This window comes from Streptomyces sp. ATCC 21386 (assembly GCF_018728545.1).
GTDB lineage: Bacteria > Actinomycetota > Actinomycetes > Streptomycetales > Streptomycetaceae > Streptomyces.
This window is the reverse complement of record NZ_JAAVVL010000001.1, coordinates 578,162-597,637: the sequence shown is the minus strand read 5'-3', so window position 1 is coordinate 597,637 and position 19,476 is coordinate 578,162. Positions and strand designations below refer to the sequence as shown.

Below are 19,476 nucleotides of genomic sequence, written 5' to 3'. Positions count from 1 at the left end.
TGACTACAAGCATGACGGTAACCCTTGCGAAGCCGAGTGGTCAAACTTGATTAGCGGTCGTCCTCCGGATGCCGCTCCCCCGTCGCGTACGGGTTCTCCTCGCCCTCCGCGAGGACACCGACGAACGGCTCGCCCTCCCCGGCGAAGGTGTAGGCGCCTGCGCGGATGCGCTCGATGAGGCTGCGGGTCCACGCGGCGCCGCTGTCGGAGGAGTCGAGCCAGAAGTTCATGATCTCGCCGATGTGCCCGAACTGGGCCGGGCCCTTCTCCGGCGCGTAGTACTCGGTGATGCCCTCGCGCCAGGCGCCGATGGCCTTCACCCGCTCCTCCAGCAGGCCGAGCACCTCCGCACGGTCGAGGTCGACCATGAAGCCGAGCCCGGCCGAGAGCACGTCCGGCTTCTGGTGGTAGGTGGCGAGGGACTCCCGCAGCAGCGCGAAGAACTCCTCGCTGCCGGCGTCGGTGATCGTGTACTCCGTGCGGGGCGGCCCGCCGGCCGTGGAGGGGGCGATCTCGTGCGCGACCAGCAGTCCCTGTTTCGCCATCTGCTTCAGGGCGTGGTAGATCGAGCCGGGCTTGGCATTGGACCACTCGTGCGCGCCCCAGTACTCCAGGTCGTTGCGCACCTGGTAGCCGTGGGCCCGCCCGTGCTGGCGCACCGCGCCGAGCACGAGAAGACGGATCGCTGACATGGGCCCAGCGTAGAACCACGGGACGTCACCCCCCGTTCGCACCCTGCGCCTTCGCCACCAGTTCGAAGGCGGTGGCGCCGTCCAGCGACTCACGGATGACGTCGGCGTGACCGGCGTGCCGCGCGGTCTCGCGGATGAGGTGCAGGCCCAGCCAGCGCATGGAGACCCGCTCGTTCGGCGGGAACCACGGTTCGTTCGGCAGCTCGAAGGTGTCGTCGAGGCTGGGCACCGTACGCAGGAAGGACTCCGTCTCGGCGGCGACCTTCTCCCAGTACGCGAGCTGCGACTCCACGGTCTCGTCGCGGACGAGGGTGAAGCACTCGTGCCAGTTCGACTGGTCCCGCCGGACGGCCGGCTCCTCGCCCTTGGCCCTGGCGACCCACCACTGCTCGACCTCGGCCACGTGCTTGACGAGCCCGGCGAGGGAGAGCTCGCTGGCGCTCGGTCGGCTGGAGGCCTGCTCGTCGGTGAGGCCGAGCACCGAGCGGCGGAGGCCGCCGCGCTGTTCCGCCAGGAAGGCGAGCAGCGCCCCGCGCTCGTCGACCGTCTCCTCCGCGCGCACGTGCATGACCATGACCGTCTGCCTCTCGTCGGGCCCGGGGGCTCCGGTGAGCCCCTCTGACACAGACGAAGCTACGGGCCCTTGCGGTCAGGTTCTGTCCGCAAGGGCCCGGGAATTCGAAGAGCGAGAAACAGCGAGCCGGCGAGGAGCAGGGCCGGCGAGGAGCGGGCTAGAAGGGGAAGAAGCTCCGCTTGTGCTGGACCGAGATCCACTTCTGGGTGGTGAACGCGTCCACCACGGTCTCGCCGTTGAGGCGCCCGATGCCGGAGTGCTTCTCGCCGCCGAACGGCACGAGGGGCTCGTCGTGGACGGTCCCGTCGTTGACGTGGAACATGCCGGTGTCGATCTGCTTGGCGAAGCGCACGCCCCGCTCGATGTCCCCGGTGTGCACGGCGCCGCTGAGGCCGTACGGGGTGTCGTTGACGATGCGGACGGCCTCCTCCTCCTCGTCGAAGGGGATGAGGAAGACGACGGGGCCGAAGACCTCCTGCCGGAGGAGGGCGGAGCCGGCGGGGACGTCGGTGAGGACGGTCGGCTCGACCAGGTTGGCGGTCGTGGAGCCGTGCACGAGCGCGGTGGCGCCCTCGGCGAGCGCCTGCTCCACGACGGACTTGAGGCAGTCCGCCTGGGAGGAGTTGATGACCGGGCCGATGACCGTGCTCGGGTCGCTCGGGTCGCCGACCTTCAGGGACTTCACCTTGGCCACGAACTTCTCGGTGAACTCGGCCTGCACCGAGCGGTCGACCAGCACGCGGTTGGCGGCCATGCAGACCTGGCCCTGGTGGACGTAGCGCGAGAAGACGGCCGCGTCGACGGCGTAGTCGACGTCCGCGTCGTCCAGGACCACCAGGGCGCTGTTGCCGCCCAGTTCGAGGACGACGCGCTTGAAGTTCGCGGCGGCGACGGTGGCGACGTGACGGCCGACCTTGTCGGAGCCGGTGAACGAGATCAGCTTCGGGACGGGGTGCTCGATGAAGGCGTCGCCTATCTCGGCGATGTCGGTGACGACGACGTTGAGCAGCCCGCCGGGCAGGCCGGCCTCCTCGAAGACCTTCGCGACCAGGGTGCCGCCGGCGATGGGGGTGTTCTGGTGCGGCTTCAGCACCACACCGTTACCGAGGGCCAGGGCGGGGGCGACCGACTTCAGGGAGAGCAGGAAGGGGAAGTTGAAGGGGCTGATGACGCCCACGACACCCACCGGTACGCGGTAGAGGCGGTTCTCCTTGCCGTCGACCGGTGACGGAAGGATCCTGCCCTCGGGGCGCAGCGCCAGCTGAATCGATTCGCGCAGGAACTCCTTGGCGAGGTGCAGTTCGAAGCCGGCCTTCAGGTGCGTGCCGCCGAGTTCGGCGATGATCACCTCGGTGATCTCCTGCTCGCGCTCCTCGATGACCTTCAGGGCCTTCTCGAAGACCGCGCGACGCGCATAGGCGTTGACCTCGGCCCATTCCTTCTGGGCCGCCTGGGCGGCCCGGTATGCCTCGTCCACCTCGTCGACCGTGGCGATGGTGATCGACGCGAGCTTCGCGTCGTCGTACGGGTTGAAGTCGATGATGTCCCAGGAGCCGGAGCCCGGGCGCCACTCGCCGCCGATGTACTGCTGGGCCAGGTCGGTGAAGTAGGACGACATGTGATCCTCAATCAGTCGGCATCGATCAAGATTGATCACACGTCATCGTACTGGTGGGTAAAGGGAGTTGAGAGCTACTCGGGAGACTCTGTGAAGACTCTCAGGGAGGCCCGGAAGCGGTCCCGGGGAGCCCCGAGGCGGCTCAGGAGAGCTGGATCAGCCCTCGCAGCAGGTCCCGACTCTCGGACGGGGACGGGCTGTCGTCCTGGAGCCGCTTGATCGCCCGCTCGTACTGGGCGATGTCCTCACCCTTGTCCAGGTAGAGCGCGCTGGTGAGCTGTTCGAGATAGACGACGTCGGTGAGGTCGGACTCGGGGAAGCTCAGCACGGTGAAGGCCCCGCTCTCCCCGGAGTGGCCGCCGAAGCTGAACGGCATGATCTGGATCGTCACGTTCGGGCGCTCCGAGATGTCGATCAGATGCTGGAACTGCCCCCGCATCACGTCCCGGTCGCCGTACGGTCGGCGCAGCGCCGCCTCGTCGAGGACACAGTGGAACTCCGGGGCCCGCTCGGCCACCAGGTACTTCTGGCGCTCCATCCGCAGGGCGACCCGCTTGTCGATCTCCGCCTCGCTCGCGCCCCTCATGCCCCGGGCGACGACCGCGTGGGCGTACGCCTCGGTCTGCAACAGGCCGTGCACGAACTGGACTTCGTAGCTGCGGATGAGGTGGGCCGCCGCTTCGAGGCCGACGTAGGTGGGGAACCAACTGGGCAGGACGTCCGAGTAGCTGTGCCACCAGCCGGCGACATTGGCTTCCTTGGCCAGGGAGAGCAGCGAGGTGCGCTCGGCCTCGTCGGTGACGCCGTAGAGGGTCAACAGGTCCTCCACGTCACGGGTCTTGAAGCTGACCCGGCCGAGTTCCATCCGGCTGATCTTCGACTCCGAGGAGCGGATCGAGTATCCGGCCTTCTCCCGGGTGATCCCCTGCGACTCACGCAGTCGCCTGAGGTGCGAGCCCAGCAGCATCCGCCTCACCACCGACCCGCTCGATTCACCGGCGCCCACGTTCGTCCAGCCTCCCCAACTTCTCCAGGGGCCGCAGTCTGCCACTAAACCACTCCGATCCGCACTCGCCCGGTTACAGAAATGGAAAGTCTTCAACATCTGAGACGGATGAGACGGATGAGGAGAGAAGGGAGTGTGGCCGAGATGCGTCGCGAAGAACACCCCGCGGACACAGGAATCCGCCAGGAAGTCGCCAGCGAGTCGACAGGAGGTTGTCAGCGAGTCGTCAGCAGGTCGCCGGCAAGTCGTCATCCGCGGCCCGTTCGGAGGGAATCGGAGGGATTGAGGGGGCAGAAGAAATGTTCAGCAAGCGGTATGCGAAGGTCCAATTCGGGCGCGTGCACGTGCATCTGCCCTTGCATCTGCTGTGCGCATCAGAAACCATGGTCCCGCGCCACCGCTGCATCGCAACGACCGCGAACTCCCGGGAGTGCCTCGCATGGGGACGAATGGATCGACCATGCTCGAACCCTTACGGCAGGGACTTCCGCCACTTGATCCCGCGACCGTGTCGGACGCCGCGTCCTGCGCGTTGCCGCCCCGCTACGAAGCGGTGCGCGAGGCACGGCAGTTCACCCGGGGCACGCTCGACCGGTGGCGGCTGGACGAACGCTTCGACGACGTCTGCCTCGTGGTCTCGGAACTCGTCACCAACGCCCTGCGCCACGGTCTGACCACCGGCAACGGGGCGTGCCCGGCCCAGGACCCGCCCGTACGACTGCACTTGATGCGTTGGACCGAGCGGCTGGTGTGCGCCGTGCGCGATCCCAGTCACGACAGCCCGGTCGCGGGCGACTCCGAGGACTTCTCGGCGGAGTCGGGACGCGGACTGTTCCTGGTCGACTCGTTCGCGGACAGCTGGGGCTGGCATCCGCTGGGCGGCGCGCTCAACGGCAAGGTGGTGTGGGCGCTGTTCCAGGTGGAGCCGGTGCCGGGCCGCCCGTCCACCTGTCGATGAACCGCGGCGCTTTTCGGCGCCGCGGTTCTACGCGTGTCACACCCGTCGGGCCCGCCGACTTCCCGCCACCGGGCGGGTCCTATCCGACCAAGTGGTCGAACTCCCCGTCCTTGACACCCAGCAGCATCGCCTCGATCTCCGCGCGGGTGTAGACGAGCGCCGGCCCGTCGGGGAAGCGCGAGTTGCGTACCGCCACCTCACCGCCGGGCAGCCGGGCGAACTCCACGCAGTTGCCCTGCGAGTTGCTGTGCCGGCTCTTCTGCCAGGCCACCGCGTGGAGCTCGGTGAGCTCCGTCGCGGCCATGCCGTTGTACACGTCATCCACGCCGTACACGTCGTGGTCCACAGGTCGCTCCCCGGGGTGGTGCAGTAGTGCGCTGGATGCGCGTTGGCTCTGATGTGGCCGGTGTTGCCAGTGATTCCTTCGTTGCTAGTGGCGTCTGTGCTGCCAGTGGCGTCAGTGGTGTCCGTGTTGTCAGTGACACCAGTGATGCAGCAGTCAACTGCCCCGGATCATAGCTTTGTTCACGTGCAGATGCATGAGCGGATGCACGTGCACGCGGGGTGTCTTCCCGGTTACAGCACCAGAGAGACGTAGGACGGCGCGATCCTGTTCCATCCGGGCCCATATCTCTCCGTACGGCGTGTGGAACCGGGCGGTTCAGGGCGGGGAGAGGGTTCCGCGGATTGGCGGAAAAGGGACGGCCCCGGGGAGGCCGTGGAGCCTCCCCGGGGCCGGGTGGGGGTGGTGGTTCAGATGGTGCAGATGGTCCAGGTGGTACGGGTGGTGCCGGCATCGCCTGCGGCGCAGGTGGTGCGGGTAGTGCAGGTGGTGCGGGTGGGTATTCGGGTCGGTTCAGGCAGCGGGCTCAGCGCGTGGAGTACGGCAGGAGGGCCATCTCGCGGGCGTTCTTGATGGCCCGCGCGAGCTGGCGCTGCTGCTGCGCGGTGACACGGGTCACACGGCGGCTGCGGATCTTGCCCCGGTCGGAGATGAACCGGCGCAGCAGGTCCGTGTCCTTGTAGTCGATGTACGTGATCTTCGCCTGGTCCAGCGGATTGGGGCGGGACTTGGCGGGCTTGCGCTCGGGCTTGCGGGGCATGGCGGTCAGACCTCCAGGAAGGTGTCGAAGGGGCGCGGCAGCCGTTCCCAGGCGGCGCGACCCGCGGCGTACTCGGCGTCGGTGAGCAGGCAGGACTCCAGCAGGCGCTCGAGTCCGTCGCGGTCCAGTCCCGGGGAGGTGAAGACGAGGTGCTGGCAGCGGTCGCCGTGTTCCGGGTGCCAGTCGAGGGCGGCGGCGGCCCGGCGGACCGGGGGCACCATGTCCCAGGCGGCGTCCGGGAGCGAGGCGAGCCAGGGGCCGACCGACTCCACGCACAGGGCGCCGCCGGCGGCGTCCCAGTGGAGCAGGGTGTCGGGGCGCTCGGCCAGCCAGAACCTGCCTCGGCTGCGGGCCGCCGCACAGCAGAGGTCCTCCAGTGCCGCGTAGAGCCGCTCCGGGTGGAAGGGGCGGTGACGGTGCCAGACCAGGGTGGTGACGCCGTGTTCGTCCGCGTCGGTGGGGAGGAGGGCGGAGGCGGGGTGCTGGGCCGCGGCTGCGGCGTCCACGTCGAAGCCGGCGAACGCGGCGGCGAGCAGGGCCGAGGGGCGCCGCAGCGGCTGGCGCACGTCTCCGGGTGCGGGTGCGTTGTGGCTGTTCGCGCCCCGCGGCGGGGCCGCAGACGGATGCCGCCCCGCGCCCCCTTCGGGGCCTGCGGCCACCTCAGGAGCACAGCTTCCGTCACCGATGGGCACTCGCTGGGCCGTCGGGTGGAGTTGGGCCAGCAACGCCCTGTCCTCGTCGTCCGCGTCCTCCGAGTCCAGTACGGCGAGGACCGGGGCGTATTCGAGTTGGCGGGCGAAGGTGTCGGCGACCGTGCGCTGGTCGGTGGTGGCGGCGGCGAGGCCCCGGTCGGCGAGGTCGTCGCCGTTGCCGAGGTAGGGCAGCAGGAGGGCGGGGTCGACCGCCGTGATCACGGAGGTGAGGCGGAGGCCGCTGGCGGCGACCACCTCGGCCATGGCCTTCGGCTCGACCGAGTCCCAGAGTTCGACGACCGCGAGGCGGGTGAGGCCCGCGTCGGCGAAGCGCTCCAGTTCGGGGACGAGGTCCTCGCGCAGCGCGCAGCAGGCGCAGTCGTTCACGAGCGGGGTCTCACCGGTGGAGATGAGGCCCGCCGCGTCCCGGACGGTCCGGACGACCTTGGCGTCCGGACCGTCGGTCGCGGTGGAGAGGTCGTGGTGCAGCGCGACGCTGCCCGGGACCCCGGCGAGCAGCGCCTCGACGGCGGCCCGCCGGGCGTCGGCGTGCAGCCCGCCGACGATCGCGACAGACAGCTGGGTCACGTCGGTCAGCCTCGCTTCGTTCCGGCAGCGTCAGCCGCGCCGGTCGCGCCGACTGATCCGCTCGGGCCGGCCGCTCCGGCCTTCCCGGCGCCGTACCGCTTCTGGAACTTCTCCACGCGGCCCGCGGTGTCCAGGACACGTGCGGTGCCCGTGTAGAAGGGGTGGCTGACGTTCGAGATCTCGACGTCGACCACCGGGTAGGTGTTGCCGTCCTCCCACTCGATCGTCTTCTCACTCGTCATCGTCGAGCGGGTGAGGAAGGTGTGGTTCGCGGCACGGTCCCGGAAGACGACGGGCCCGTACGACGGGTGGATGTCCTTCTTCATCGGCGCCTCAGCGCTCCTCTCGGAAGTCGACGTGACGGCCCGCCATCGGGTCGAACTTGCGCAGCGTCAGCCGGTCCGGGTCGTTCCGGCGGTTCTTGCGGGTGACGTAGGTGTAGCCGGTGCCGGCCGTCGACCGGAGTTTGATGACCGGGCGGAGTTCGTTGCGTGCCATGCTGCTACCTTACTGAAAATGAATTCCATTTACATCACCTGATCGAGAGAGGTGCATCACCTTGTCCGCCCACTGCATGCTGACCGGCGCCCAGCCCGGCTTCGGCAACCGCATCTCGCACTCCCACCGGCGTACGTCCCGCCGCTTCGACCCCAACATCCAGTCCAAGCGGTACTGGCTGCCCAGCGAGAACCGCCATGTGCGGCTGCGGCTGAGCACGAAGGGGATCAAGACCGTGGACGTCATCGGCGTCGAGGCCGCGGTCGCGCGGATCCGCGCGCGCGGCGTGAAGATCTGAGGGGCTGAAGAGCCGATGGCGAAGAAGAGCAAGATCGCGAAGAACGAGAAGCGCCGGGAGATCGTCGCGCGGTACGCCGAGCGGCGGGCCGAGCTGAAGGAGATCATCCGGCGGCCGTCCGCCTCGGACGCCGAGCGCGAGGCCGCCCAGCGGGAGCTGCGCGCCCAGCCGCGCGACGCCAGCGCGACCCGCGTCCGCAACCGGGACCAGGTGGACGGCCGGCCCCGGGGGCACTTCCGCAAGTTCGGGCTGTCCCGGGTGAGCCTGCGGGAGCAGGCGCACGCGGGGTATCTGCCGGGGGTGCGGAAGTCTTCCTGGTAGGGGGTGGGTGACGGGGGCGGCCTGGGTCTGCCTGCCGCTGGGGCAGTCTGTCCCAGGGGTGCCGGGGCGTCCCGTCCTTCCCGGAATTCTCACAGTTCCCGGCCGTCTGGCGCCGAAGGGCTGCTGGTAGCTTGCCGCTGTCGCCGCGGCGACCGGATCCGGCCACAGCTTTGGGAGACCTCCAGTGACTACGGTGACCGCGGCGACCACCGCGCAGACGGCAAGGCCCGCGACCAGGACTTCCTCCGCGAGGAGGCGTATACGCGTCGTGGCCGCGGCGGCCGGGCTCACGGCCGCGCTCGTGCTGACCGGGTGCAGCGGCGGCAGTGACGACTCCGCGACCAAGGAGTCGTCCGCCGCCCCGAAGCCGTCGGACGGCGCGGACGGCTCGGACAGCGGCGGCTCCGGGGACTCCTCCGGCTCCGAGACCGAACTCCAGGGCAACTGGCTGGCCACGACCGGCGGCAAGCCGGTCGCCCTGTTCGTCAACGGCGGGGAGGTCGCCGTCTTCGCGGGCACCTCGGTGTGCAGCGGCAAGGTCTCCGACGAGGCGGACATGCAGATGATCAGCCTCAAGTGCCAGGACGGCAGCGACGACCGCACCGAGGGCATGGTGGACAAGGTGAGCGCCAAGTCCCTCACGATCACCTGGGAGGGCGGCGTCGGCGAGGAGACGTTCCGGAAGGCGGAGGGGTCGATGCCGTCCGGGCTGCCGACGGATCTGCCCACGGATCTGCCCACGGCGAGCGCGGGGTCGTAGGCCGGTTCGGGCGGGAGGGGGCGGGGGCGGGCGCCTCCGCTTCGGGCGGGAGGGGCGAGGGCGGGCGCCTCCGCTTCGGGCGCCGGGTCATCTGTCCGGGCCGGAGCCGTGGGGTCTTCAGCGGGCGGTGGAGCATGGGCTGCTCGGGCCCGGGCCGTGGGGTCTTCAGCGGGCGGTAGGGCTGTGAGGCTGTGGAATGGGCCTCGCTCGGCGGCCGGGTCGTAGATCATGTGTCGGACGGGCCGCGGAACCGCCGGGTTCGGTGGCCCGTCCGCACTTTCACACCGCCGCCGGCTGTGCCGTGACAGCCACGAACTCCACCGGGAACACCATGCGCACCGCTCCGACCGCCATCGCCGCCGCCCTTCTCGCGGCCCTCACCCTGACCGCCTGCAGCGGGAGTGACGGGGGTGACGGCGGGGACGACGGCAAGACCGGTGCCGCCGCCACCACCGAGAGCGCCCAGGAGGGCGCGTGCACGGCCGCGCGGGTCGGCTTGGAGGTCGGGCCCAGCAGCGCGGCACCGGCCGCCGGGGACGAGGGGGCCGTCCCGATCACCGTCACCAACAAGGGCGACGCGGCCTGCACGTTGAAGGGGCTCGCCGGGGTCGATCTGTTCGCCGGCGACAAGTCGTGGGCGCTCAAGCCGCAGGAGGGCGCGTCCGAGGACACCGAGGTGAAGCTGGCGGGCGGCCAGTCGGTGAGCTTCTCCATCACCTACGTGCGCGGGGTCGCCGGTGACGCGGAGAAGGGTGCCGCCGTGGACGAGGTGAAGCTGACCCTGCCCGGCGACAGCAAGGTCAGCAGCTTCAAGTGGCCGGACGCGGAGGTCGCGGTGAAGTCCGAGAGCACGTTGGAGGCGACGGTGGGGCCGTTCCTGCCGGTGGGCGACTGAGTTCTCGTTGCCACGCGTGTCGGCGGGCGACTGAGACGTCGGGGGCGTTCCTGCGGGCGGGCGCCTGGGTCTCGGGGCCGAACGGGGGACGCCGTCAGTGCCGAGGCCGGGCCGGGGCCGAGGCGGGGACGGTATCCGCGCCCCCGCCCGGGTCGGGGCCCTCGGGGGCCGCACGCGGAGCCGGCTGCTCCGACAGCGCCTGGGCGGGCCGGGGGCTTGGGGCCCGGGGCCGGGGCCGGGGCCGGGGCCGGGGCCTGGGCCTGGGCCTGGGACAGAGTGCTCGGGTCATCGGTAGGGCACGGGCCGGGCCGGGCCCTGGTCGGGTCATGAGTCCAGGCGCGGGGCACGACGCCGGGTACGGAGGGGGGACGAGTCAGGGTCGGTTCCCAAGGCGGCGTCGGTTTCCGGGGCAGTGTCCGGTACGGGTCATTCCGGTAGTCGAGGGCGGGCTCTGACCTGGGCGCGGTCGGCTGCTGCCGCGCCCTGTTGCCAGCCGGCGAGGTCGCTGACGCCTCGGACTCGGGTGGTCACCGTGTCCGGGAACATCCGGCTGAACTCGTCGTGGACGGCCACATCGCGGGCGGCGAGGACAGGCAGCAGGTCCTGGTCGGAGCCGCCCGCCCCACCCGCGCCCCCGGCCGCCGCCTCTGCCGCCCGCGCCTCGGCGACCTGGGCCTCGGCCACCGCCGCCAGCCGGTCGCCGATGCGGTGGGCGTAGGCGGCCAGGAACGACTGGCGGAAGGTCTTGGTCCGCTTGCGGCCGCCCTTGCGCTGGGCCGCCTCCGCCTTGGTCATGGCGGTGGTGGCCTGGACGAGGAGCGAGGTGTGCAGCAGCTCGACCACCTCCAGGTCGGCCTCGAACCCGACCACCGTGGAGAAGCCGAGGGCCTCGTTCCACACGGCCTCGCAGCGGTTGGCCCGGGCGACCGCGTCGAGAAGGATCGCCTTGGCCGTCTCGTACGGCGGGTCGACGCCGATCCGGCACGCGCCGGGCGCGTCCTTGCTGTGTGCGCGGGCCGCGAGCAGCGCCTCGTCGATGCTGTGCCGCGCCATCAGCTCCTGCGCCTTCGCGCTGAGCGCCTCCGCCTCCTCCGGGAATCCGGTCGCCTCCGCCTTCGCGAGGAGCGCGCGGATCCGGCTGAGCATGCGGGACTCGGGGTGGGGCGAGTTCTTGGCCGCGCCGGCCTCCCGCGGGCGGTCCAGGGGTTCGAGGGTGGGCAGGCGCAGGAGGAGGCGGTACAGCTCCAGGGCGGTGGTGGCCTGTGAGAAGCGGTCCGCGCGGGTGGGGTGCGCGGCGAGTTCCCTGATCTCGTCGAGCTGGGCGGCCCAGCGTGGGCCGGGAGGCCGGCGGCCGCCCGGCCGCGCGGTCCCGTGCTCCCCGGCGGCGGACTCGTGTTCCTCGACGACGAGGCGCGCGAGGAGCCGTACGTGCTCGTCCTCCAGCTCGCGCCGCGCGAACCGGACGACATCGGCGGGCTGCCAGCCCCGCCGCCAGGCCCCGGCGACGAACTCCCGCCCGCGCCGGGCCAGTTCGGCGCCGGCCGCCGGGTCGGCGGCGAGCAGGGAGGCGCCGGTGTCGAGAGCGGCGTCGGTGTCGGCGTAGAGCGCGGCCTCGAAGGCGCGGTCCACCGTGCTGGTCGTACTCACGTGTTCGATCGTGTCATGGGGTTGGAACTGCTTGGTGGCGTGCGTTCAGGAGCCCTTGAGTGAGCGGGGGTGAGTGCTGCTGGCCTTCGCCGTGTGGCCTGCCTCGTTGGCGGGTCGGTTTCAGTGGGGAACTGACGTTTGATCATCGAATGCGTGACCTTTTGCGGGTGGTGCTTCGTTTCCCATGGCGACAGGATCTTCGGGCGGGTTCGGAGGGGGTGACGGGGTGGGTGAGCTGCGGAGCATCGCGGAGCCGTTCGTCGTATCCGGGCCGTCCGGTGTGGCCATCCGCACCCGCCGCAAGGGCCTGGCGCCGGGCGATGAGAAGGTGCTGCGGCTGGTGGGGGCGCATCTGGGGTCGCTGGCTTCGCGGGATCTCAAGGCGCGCTGCCGGGACGGCCTGGCGCACTCCGTGAAGGCGTGGGCGGTGCGCAAGCGGGAGCTGACACCCGTCTCGTCGTCACGCTGGGCGGGCAGTATCACCAAGGCCACGCACGATCAGTGGGCGCTGGCCCGCCGCTGTCAGCTGGCGCACATCCAGAATCTGGAAGCGGGTATCCGCGCGATCGAGGAGCGGCTGGTGCTGCCGGTCGGGCAGAAGGGGACGAAAAGCGCGCCGGGGGGTTACCGGTCCAAGCGGGAGTGGCATGCGAAGGCGCGGCGGCTGCGGGTGCTGCAGGACCGGCTGGCCGCCGCGCGGGCCGACCGGGAGGCGGGGGTCGTGCATGTCGTGCGGGGCGGTAAACGCCTGGCCCGCACCCGGCACCACCTGGAGGCGGCCGGGCTGACGGAGTGCGCGTGGCGTGGGCGGTGGGAGGCGGAGCGCTGGTTCTGCCAGGCGGACGGTGAGTCCGGCAAGCGCTACGGCAACGAGACCATCCGCGTCAGCCCCGACGGCGAGGTGAACATCAAACTCCCCGCGCCGCTCGCGCATCTGGCGAACGCCCCGCACGGACGGTACGTCCTCACCGGCCAGGTCGCCTTCGCACACCGGGGCAGTGACTGGGCGGACCGTGTCGAAGCCAACCGGGCTGTCGCCTATCGCATCCACCTGGATGCGGGCCGGGGCCGCTGGTATCTGACCGCGTCCTGGCAGATCCCGCCCACCCCCACCCTCCCCATCGAGGCAGCGCTCGCCCACGGCGTGATCGGCATCGACATGAACGCCGACCACCTCGCCGCATGGCGCCTGGACACGCACGGCAACCCGGTCGGCCGACCGCGCCGGTTCCTCTACGACCTGTCCGGCACCGCCCAGCACCGCGACGCCCAGGTACGGCACGCCCTCACACGGCTGCTGAACTGGGCCCGCACCTGCGGCGTCAAGGCCATCGCGGTCGAAGACCTCGACTTCCAGGCCGAGAAGACCAGAGAGAAACACGGGCACAGGCGCCGATTCCGGCAGCTGATCTCCGGCATGCCGACAGGCAGGCTCCGCGCCCGGCTGACCTCCATGGCCGACACCACCGGTGTCACGATCATCGCCGTGGATCCGGCCTACACCAGCAAGTGGGGTGCCCAGCACTGGCAAAAACCGATGGCCGGCCCCACCCGTAGGACCACCCGGCACGATGCGGCCGGCATCGCGATCGGACGACGCGCCCAGGGACACCCGATCCGGCGACGGACGACACCGCCCCGTGCACACCAGAGCGATGCGCACGGGCATCGGACCGTCCAGGCCGACCGGCGTGCCCCTGGGCGTGAGGAACCCCGCCCCCGCATCCCCGGACCACGGACACGATCCGTGCCGCCGGACGCGGCGAGTACGCGGGCGACCAGGACATCCACAACCGTTCGGGATGTCCGCAGTGACCAGGCATGGGTCCAAGACTCACTCCTGCTCACTGAACAGGAACGGTAGGGCTGGCCCTACCTCCAGGACGCCCCTCAGGGGTCGTGTGTGGGCCGGGCGGAGACGGTTCGCTTGGGGCATGACCACGGTTGAGAGAGACAGGGCCTCCTCGGAGGCGGGCAGGGTGTCGGCGGGGGACGGGGAGGCGGCCGGTGTCGCCGTACGCGTACGGGGTCTGCGCAGGACGTACGGGGAGGTCGTCGCCCTCGACGGGGTGGACCTGGACTTCGGGGTCGGGACCTTCACCGCGGTGATGGGACCGTCGGGGTCGGGGAAGTCGACGCTGTTGCAGTGCGCGGCGGGGCTGGACCGGCCGTCGGGCGGGACCGTGCGGATCGACGGCGTGGAGCTGGCCGGGCTGAGCGAGAGGCGGCTGACCCTGCTGCGCCGGGACCGGATCGGTTTCGTCTTCCAGGCCTTCAACCTCCTCCCCTCCCTGACCGCCGCGCAGAACGTCGCCCTGCCGCTGCGACTCGCCGGGCGCCGCCCCTCGCGGGGTGCGGTGCGCGAGGCCCTGGCCAGGGTGGGGCTGGCCGGGCGGGCCGGACACCGGCCGGCACAGCTGTCCGGCGGCCAGCAGCAGCGGGTCGCCCTGGCCAGGGCGCTGATCACCCGGCCCGCGGTTCTCTTCGGGGACGAGCCCACCGGGGCGCTGGACACCACGACCAGCCGTGAAGTGCTCTGTCTGTTGCGGGAGTTGGTGGACCGGGAGGGCCAGACCACGGTCATGGTGACCCACGATCCGGTGGCCGCGTCGTACGCGGACCGGGTGGTGTTCCTGGTCGACGGGCGGGTGAGCGGTGAGCTGATCCGGCCGTCGGTCGAGGCGGTGGCCGCGCGCATGGCGGGACTGGAGCGGGCGGCGACGCCGGAACGGGTCGCGGGGATGGAGCGGGTCGCGGGGATGGAGCGGGTCGCGGGTGACGGGGTCGCCGGGGGTGTGACGTGCTGACTCTGTCGTCGTTGCGTACGCGGTGGGCCGCGTTGTTCGGGTCGTTCGTCGCCGTGATGGTGGGGGTCGGGGTGATGACGGCCATGGGTCTGGGGCTCGCGGCGTCGCTCGATCCGCCCGCGCGTGCGCCGGAGCGTTTCGGCTCCTCCCCCGTGGTGGTGGCGGGCCAGGACAGACTCACGGTGGAGGTCCGGCGGGGGCCGGGCACGGCCAGGGTGTCGCAGAAGCTGGCCCGTCCACAGCCTGTGGACAAGCGATTGCTGGCGGAGCTGCGGAAGCTGGGGCCGGTGACGACGGGCGCGGGCGGGACGGACACGACCGGCGTCGGCGCGGCCGGGGCGGACAGCGGCGGGGCGGCCACGGGCGGGGTGGACGCCGTCGGGGTGGACGCGCCCGTGACCGAGGTGCGGGCGGTGGTCGGGGAGCGGGCGCGGGTGCTGACCGGTGACGCCCGGCGGCAGGTGGACCCGTCGTACGAGCGGGACGCTCAGGCGCTGGTCGCCGTGAACTCGCTGCTGGGGACGGCCGGCGGGGTCGCCGCGTTCGTGTCGGTGTTGGTGACGGCGTCCACGTTCGCGTTCGTGGTGGCGCTGCGCAGAAGGGAGTTCGGACTGCTGCGGATGGCGGGGGCGACCCCGGGTCAGGTACGGCGGCTGCTGCTCGGCGAGGCCGTGGCGGTGGGGCTCGTGGCGTCCGGCGCCGGGTGTGCGCTGGGGGCGTGGGGGGCGCCGCTGCTGGTACGGGAGTTGGTGGGCGGCGGGGTCGCGCCGACGTGGTTCGCGGTGCCGGACACGGTCGTGTGGCCGTATCACCTGGCCTTCTGGACGGGGGTGTCGGTGGCCCTTGCCGGGGCGTGGGTGGCGGCGCGGCGGGCCGGGCGGATCGGGCCCGTGGAGGCGTTGCGCGAGGCGTCCGTGGACACCGGGGTGCTGCCGCTGTCCCGCCGGGTGATCGGGGGCCTGCTGCTGGTGGCCGGACTGGGGTTGCTGGCCTGGAAGGTGGGGACGGACCCCGCCGAGCTGCTGAAGCGGAAGACGTACACCACCCAGCCGATGCTGCTGATCACGGCCGTGGCCGCGCTCGCGCCCCTGCTCGTACGGCCGGTCGTACGGCTGGCGGGTGCCGCGCTGCCCGGGGCCGTCGGGCTGCTGATCAGGGAGAACGCGGCCACGTCCGTACGCCGTACCGCGGCCGTCGCCGCGCCGGTGCTGGTGACCGTCGCACTGGCCGGGTCGCTGCTGGGGGCCGCCGGGACGGTCGCCGGGGCGAAGGGCGCGGAGGCGGCGGCGCGGACCGGGGCGGACTTCGTCATCACGGGTGGGGCGGGGACGGGGCTGCGGGACACGGCGGTGCGGGGTGCCGTCGGGGACGGGGCGACGGTGGTCGGGTCCGCCTCCACCGCCGTGTACGTCGTGGAGGAGGGGACCGCGCTCGTGCGGTCCGAGGCGCGGGCGGTGACGGACGCGGCGGCGCTCACGTCGGTGTCGCGGTTGCCGGTGGTCGCCGGTGACGTGCGGGATCTCGATGACCGGTCGATCGTCGTGAACGAGGAGTGGGAGCGGCACGAGGTCGGCGAGAGCGTACGGGTGTGGCTCGGGGACGGGCGGCCGGTACGGCTGCGGATCGCGGCGGTGCTCGCGGAGGGGACCGGGGACAACGGGGCGTATGTGACGGCCGCGAACGCGGGTGGGGCGGTGGTGGACCGGGTCGAGGTGCGGGTCGCTCCGCGTGGGAGCGGGGTGGAGCGGGCCGGGGTGGCGGCGGCGCTGGAAGGGCGGTCGGAGCGGGCCGGCTGGACGGTGCGGTCGGCCGGGGAGTGGCTCGCGGCGAACCGTCCCGGCACGAAGGCGCACACCCGGCTGGGGTTTGCGGTGGTGCTGGGCATCGCGCTCGTGTACGCGGGGATCTCGCTGGCCGGGACGTTGCTGATGGCCACGTCGGCGCGGGGCGCGGAGTTGCGGTCACTGCGGCTGGCGGGGGCGACGCGGGGGCAGGTGCGGGCGGTCGTGGTGGGCGAGGCGCTGGCCGCGATCGCGGTGGGCGCGCTGCTGGGGGTCGCGGTCACCGCGGTGAACCTGGCCGGTGTGGCGGGGGCGTTGGGTGTGCTGTCGGCGCCGGTGGGTGTGACGGTGCCGTGGGAGGTGCTCGGAGCGTGCGTGGGGGCGTGCGTCGGGGTGGGTGGGGTGGTGGCGGTGGCGAGCGCGGGGGTGAGGTAGCCGGGCGCGGGAGGGGGGTGGGGGTGCGGGAGGGGGGTGGGGGTGCGGTTGAGGGGCGTGCGCGGGTCGGGTGTGGCTGGGCGCGCCGTTCCCCGCACCCCTTGCGGGGCCTAGCGTGGTCGGCATGGAGCGGGTGTCAACTTCGGGTTGACAGCTGGAGAGTGTCAACCTACGGTTGACACATGACGACGAATCCTCGAGTCACCTCCTCCATCCGTCTCGACGAACTCATCGAAGCCATCAAGAAGGTGCACCCGGAACCGCTCGACCAGCTCCAGGACGCGGTGATCGCCGCGGATCACCTCGGTGACGTGGCCGACCATCTGATCGGCCACTTCGTGGACCAGGCCCGGCGTTCGGGCGCGTCCTGGACGGACATCGGCCGGAGCATGGGGGTCACCCGGCAGGCCGCGCAGAAGCGGTTCGTGCCGAAGGCCGAGAACGACCTCGACGCCAGCCAGGGCTTCAGCCGCTTCACCCCCCGCGCCCGGAACGCGGTCGCGGCCGCGCACAACGAAGGCAAGGCCGCCGGCGCCGTCGAGGGGCTGCCCGCCCACCTCGTCCTCGGGCTCCTCGCCGAGCCGGACGGGCTCGGGGCCAAGGCGCTCGTCGCCCAGGGCCTCTCCCCGGAGGCCGTACGGGACGCCGCCACCGCCGTCCTGCCGCCGGCCGCCGCCGAGGTCCCCGAGCTCATCCCCTACGGGCCCGACGCCAAGAAGGTCCTCGAACTCACCTTCCGCGAGGCCCTCCGCCTCGGCCACAACTACATCGGCACCGAGCACATCCTCCTCGCCCTCCTGGAGTTCGAGAACGGGCAGGGAGTGCTCAGCGGCCTCGGCGTCACCAAGGAGGCAACAGAGGCGAACGTGACCGAAGCCCTCCAGGCACTCCAGGCCCTCATGCAGGAGCAAGAGCAGGGCCGGGGCTAGGGCCAGGGCCAGCAGGACGGCAAGCAGGCAGAGGGGCCGGGGTCGGCGGGCGTGCGGTGGGTCGGGTCGCGTCGGCCGGTCGTTGTCAGACCCCCCTGTCACACTCGCACCCATGACCGACCGGTGGGTGCTCGCGACGGCCGAGGACGGGGGCGTGGAGATCGCCCCGCTCGGCGCCGACGGGCTGCTCGCGGGGGCGGTCACGCGGGAGCCCGACCTCGCGGAGGCGGTCCGGCGGCGCGGACCGCAGGTGGGGCGGTGGGTGTGGCGGTCCACCGGTGAGGTGTATCCACGGCTGCTCGCCACGGGGGTGCGAGTGGAGCGGTGCTACGACATCGAGGACGCCGAGACCCTGCTGCTCGGACATGAGGGCCGGCTCGGCGAACCCCGCTCCGCCGCCGCCGCGCTCGCCCGGCTCCGTCGCGCCCCCGTCCCCCCGGACCCGCCCCAACGCTCGGCCGACCCCGGCGCCCAGCCCTCCCTGTTCGAGCCCCGCCCCGTCCACGTCCCCCTCGCCGACCTGGTCGAGGTGTACGCGGACCAGCAGCGGCGGCACGACGCCACCGCCCACCCCGACCGGATGCGGCTGCTGACCGCCGCCGAGTCGGCCGGGATGCTGGTCGCCGCCGAGATGAACCGGGCGGGGCTGCCGTGGCGGGCCGACGTCCACCGTGACGTGCTGCACGAGATGCTCGGCGAGCGGTACGCGGGCGGGGGCGAGCCACGTCGCCTCGCCGAACTCGCCGAGGAGGTGTCGCAGGCGTTCGGACGGCGGGTGCGGCCCGATCTGCCCGCCGATGTCGTCAAGGCCTTCGCCCGGGCCGGCATCCGCATCCGGTCCACCCGGCGCTGGGAGATCGAGAGCCTCGATCACCCGGCGGTGAAGCCCCTCCTCGAATACAAGCGGCTGTACCGGATCTGGGTCGCCCACGGGTGGTCCTGGCTCCACGACTGGGTCCGCGACGGCCGCTTCCGCCCCGAGTTCCTCGCGCACGGCACGGTCACCGGACGGTGGGTCACCAACGGTGGAGGCGCCCTGCAGATCCCGAAGGTGATCCGCCGCGCCTGCGTCGCCGACCCGGGCTGGCGGCTCGTCGTCGCCGACGCCGACCAGATGGAACCCCGGGTACTGGCCGCCATCTCCCGCGACCCCGGGCTGATGGAGGTCGCGGGCCGCCCCACCGACCTCTACCAGTCCGTCTCCGACCGCGCCTTCTCCGGCAACCGCGAGCACGCCAAACTCGCCGTGCTCGGAGCCGTGTACGGGCAGACGTCCGGGGACGGACTCAAGAACCTCGCCGCGCTGCGCCGACGGTTCCCGCTCGCCGTGCGGTACGTCGACGACGCGGCCCGCGCGGGCGAGGAGGGCCGGCTCGTACGGACCTGGCTCGGGCGTACGTGCCCACCGGCGGTCGGCGCCTCGGACTCGGCCGGCGACGAGGCGGGCCTTCCCCAGGACGACGGTGACCCCGACACCCGGGAGCGTGCGCAGGGCGACGAGTGGGTGCCTGGGTACGCCTCCACCAACTCCCGCGCCCGGGGCCGTTTCGCCCGTAACTTCGTCGTCCAGGGCAGCGCCGCCGACTGGACCCTGCTGCTGCTCGCGGCCCTCCGCCGCGCCCTCGACGGCATGGCGGCCGAGCTGGTCTTCTTCCAGCACGACGAGGTGATCGTGCACTGCCCGGAGCGGGAGGCGGAGGCCGTGGTGAGGGCGATCCGTGAGGCGTCGGAGCTGTCGGGGCGGCTGGCGTTCGGAGAGACGCCGGTGCGGTTTCCTTTCACTACGGCGGTGGTGGAGTGCTACGCGGATGCGAAGTGAAGGGGGCGCGTGCGGGGGCGGGCGGCGCGCCTTCCGGGGTGGGGCGTCCGGCGGG

General features: G+C 72.0%; 20 protein-coding genes. 10 read left to right on the top strand and 10 right to left on the bottom strand.

Annotation, left to right across the window (positions count from 1 at the left end; all coding sequences use genetic code 11):
* Window positions 1-50 precede the first annotated feature (50 nt).
* The 4 genes from GWK25_RS02575 to GWK25_RS02560 form a co-directional block, all read right to left on the bottom strand.
* The gene (locus GWK25_RS02575; protein WP_215448300.1) at window positions 51-692 is read right to left on the bottom strand and encodes a PadR family transcriptional regulator; all 642 of its coding nucleotides are present in this window, start codon (window positions 690-692) and stop codon (window positions 51-53) included.
* A 25-nt stretch (window positions 693-717) separates the two neighbouring features.
* Window positions 718-1,266 carry a DinB family protein gene (locus GWK25_RS02570; RefSeq protein WP_215448299.1) on the bottom strand — a complete coding sequence of 183 codons (549 nt, stop codon included), beginning with the start codon at window positions 1,264-1,266 and terminating at the stop codon, window positions 718-720.
* Window positions 1,267-1,423: 157 nt separating this feature from the next.
* Entirely contained in the window at window positions 1,424-2,884 is a 1,461-nt protein-coding gene (locus GWK25_RS02565) for an aldehyde dehydrogenase family protein (protein ID WP_215448298.1), read from the bottom strand.
* Between the two features lie 142 nt (window positions 2,885-3,026).
* Window positions 3,027-3,851, bottom strand: coding sequence for a helix-turn-helix transcriptional regulator (locus tag GWK25_RS02560; RefSeq protein ID WP_251828677.1), 825 nt, complete (start codon window positions 3,849-3,851; stop codon window positions 3,027-3,029).
* Window positions 3,852-4,329: 478 nt separating this feature from the next.
* Here GWK25_RS02560 and GWK25_RS02555 point away from each other — a divergent pair, with 478 nt between their 5' ends.
* Complete coding sequence (locus tag GWK25_RS02555) at window positions 4,330-4,848, top strand: ATP-binding protein (RefSeq protein WP_215448297.1); 519 nt, start codon at window positions 4,330-4,332, stop codon at window positions 4,846-4,848.
* 79 nt (window positions 4,849-4,927) lie between these two features.
* On the opposite strand, the gene GWK25_RS02550 is transcribed toward GWK25_RS02555, so the two are convergent.
* The 5 genes from GWK25_RS02550 to rpmG form a co-directional block, all read right to left on the bottom strand.
* On the bottom strand, window positions 4,928-5,194 hold the full coding sequence (locus GWK25_RS02550; RefSeq protein WP_193382079.1) for a DUF397 domain-containing protein: 267 nt from the start codon (window positions 5,192-5,194) through the stop codon (window positions 4,928-4,930).
* Window positions 5,195-5,717: 523 nt separating this feature from the next.
* Complete coding sequence (rpsR, locus tag GWK25_RS02545) at window positions 5,718-5,951, bottom strand: 30S ribosomal protein S18 (RefSeq protein WP_184905141.1); 234 nt, start codon at window positions 5,949-5,951, stop codon at window positions 5,718-5,720.
* Between the two features lie 5 nt (window positions 5,952-5,956).
* The gene (locus GWK25_RS02540) at window positions 5,957-7,231 is read right to left on the bottom strand and encodes a GTP-binding protein (RefSeq protein WP_215448296.1); all 1,275 of its coding nucleotides are present in this window, start codon (window positions 7,229-7,231) and stop codon (window positions 5,957-5,959) included.
* Between the two features lie 5 nt (window positions 7,232-7,236).
* Window positions 7,237-7,557: a type B 50S ribosomal protein L31 gene (locus GWK25_RS02535; RefSeq protein ID WP_251828676.1), complete on the bottom strand. Its 321-nt coding sequence runs from the start codon at window positions 7,555-7,557 to the stop codon at window positions 7,237-7,239.
* Between the two features lie 7 nt (window positions 7,558-7,564).
* Window positions 7,565-7,729, bottom strand: a complete 165-nt coding sequence (rpmG, locus tag GWK25_RS02530) for a 50S ribosomal protein L33 (RefSeq protein WP_033524681.1) — start codon at window positions 7,727-7,729, stop codon at window positions 7,565-7,567.
* 61 nt (window positions 7,730-7,790) lie between these two features.
* On the opposite strand from rpmG, the gene rpmB reads away from it, so the two are divergent.
* The 4 genes from rpmB to GWK25_RS02510 all read left to right on the top strand — a co-directional run bounded on the left by rpmB (window position 7,791) and on the right by GWK25_RS02510 (window position 10,003).
* Window positions 7,791-8,027 (top strand): 50S ribosomal protein L28, encoded by a 237-nt coding sequence (gene rpmB, locus GWK25_RS02525; RefSeq protein WP_184905144.1) that lies wholly within the window; start codon window positions 7,791-7,793, stop codon window positions 8,025-8,027.
* A 15-nt stretch (window positions 8,028-8,042) separates the two neighbouring features.
* The gene (rpsN, locus tag GWK25_RS02520) at window positions 8,043-8,348 is read left to right on the top strand and encodes a 30S ribosomal protein S14 (RefSeq protein WP_184905146.1); all 306 of its coding nucleotides are present in this window, start codon (window positions 8,043-8,045) and stop codon (window positions 8,346-8,348) included.
* A gap of 268 nt (window positions 8,349-8,616) precedes the next feature.
* Window positions 8,617-9,108 carry a hypothetical protein gene (locus GWK25_RS02515; protein ID WP_374200587.1) on the top strand — a complete coding sequence of 164 codons (492 nt, stop codon included), beginning with the start codon at window positions 8,617-8,619 and terminating at the stop codon, window positions 9,106-9,108.
* Window positions 9,109-9,439: 331 nt separating this feature from the next.
* Entirely contained in the window at window positions 9,440-10,003 is a 564-nt protein-coding gene (locus tag GWK25_RS02510; protein WP_215448295.1) for a DUF4232 domain-containing protein, read from the top strand.
* Window positions 10,004-10,429: 426 nt separating this feature from the next.
* Here the strand turns inward: GWK25_RS02510 and GWK25_RS02505 are convergent, their stop codons facing one another.
* Window positions 10,430-11,650, bottom strand: coding sequence for a DUF2786 domain-containing protein (locus GWK25_RS02505; RefSeq protein WP_215448294.1), 1,221 nt, complete (start codon window positions 11,648-11,650; stop codon window positions 10,430-10,432).
* Between the two features lie 226 nt (window positions 11,651-11,876).
* Here GWK25_RS02505 and GWK25_RS02500 point away from each other — a divergent pair, with 226 nt between their 5' ends.
* The 5 genes from GWK25_RS02500 to GWK25_RS02480 all read left to right on the top strand — a co-directional run bounded on the left by GWK25_RS02500 (window position 11,877) and on the right by GWK25_RS02480 (window position 19,421).
* Window positions 11,877-13,514, top strand: a complete 1,638-nt coding sequence (locus GWK25_RS02500) for a transposase (protein WP_215448293.1) — start codon at window positions 11,877-11,879, stop codon at window positions 13,512-13,514.
* A 70-nt stretch (window positions 13,515-13,584) separates the two neighbouring features.
* Window positions 13,585-14,457 (top strand): ABC transporter ATP-binding protein, encoded by an 873-nt coding sequence (locus GWK25_RS02495; protein ID WP_251828674.1) that lies wholly within the window; start codon window positions 13,585-13,587, stop codon window positions 14,455-14,457.
* The gene (locus tag GWK25_RS02490) at window positions 14,451-16,673 is read left to right on the top strand and encodes an ABC transporter permease (protein ID WP_215448292.1); all 2,223 of its coding nucleotides are present in this window, start codon (window positions 14,451-14,453) and stop codon (window positions 16,671-16,673) included. The genes GWK25_RS02495 and GWK25_RS02490 overlap by 7 nt, the downstream gene beginning before the upstream one ends.
* Before the next feature lie 182 nt (window positions 16,674-16,855).
* Window positions 16,856-17,602, top strand: a complete 747-nt coding sequence (locus GWK25_RS02485) for a Clp protease N-terminal domain-containing protein (protein ID WP_215448291.1) — start codon at window positions 16,856-16,858, stop codon at window positions 17,600-17,602.
* Between the two features lie 112 nt (window positions 17,603-17,714).
* On the top strand, window positions 17,715-19,421 hold the full coding sequence (locus GWK25_RS02480; RefSeq protein WP_215448290.1) for a bifunctional 3'-5' exonuclease/DNA polymerase: 1,707 nt from the start codon (window positions 17,715-17,717) through the stop codon (window positions 19,419-19,421).
* Window positions 19,422-19,476: the final 55 nt, after the last annotated feature.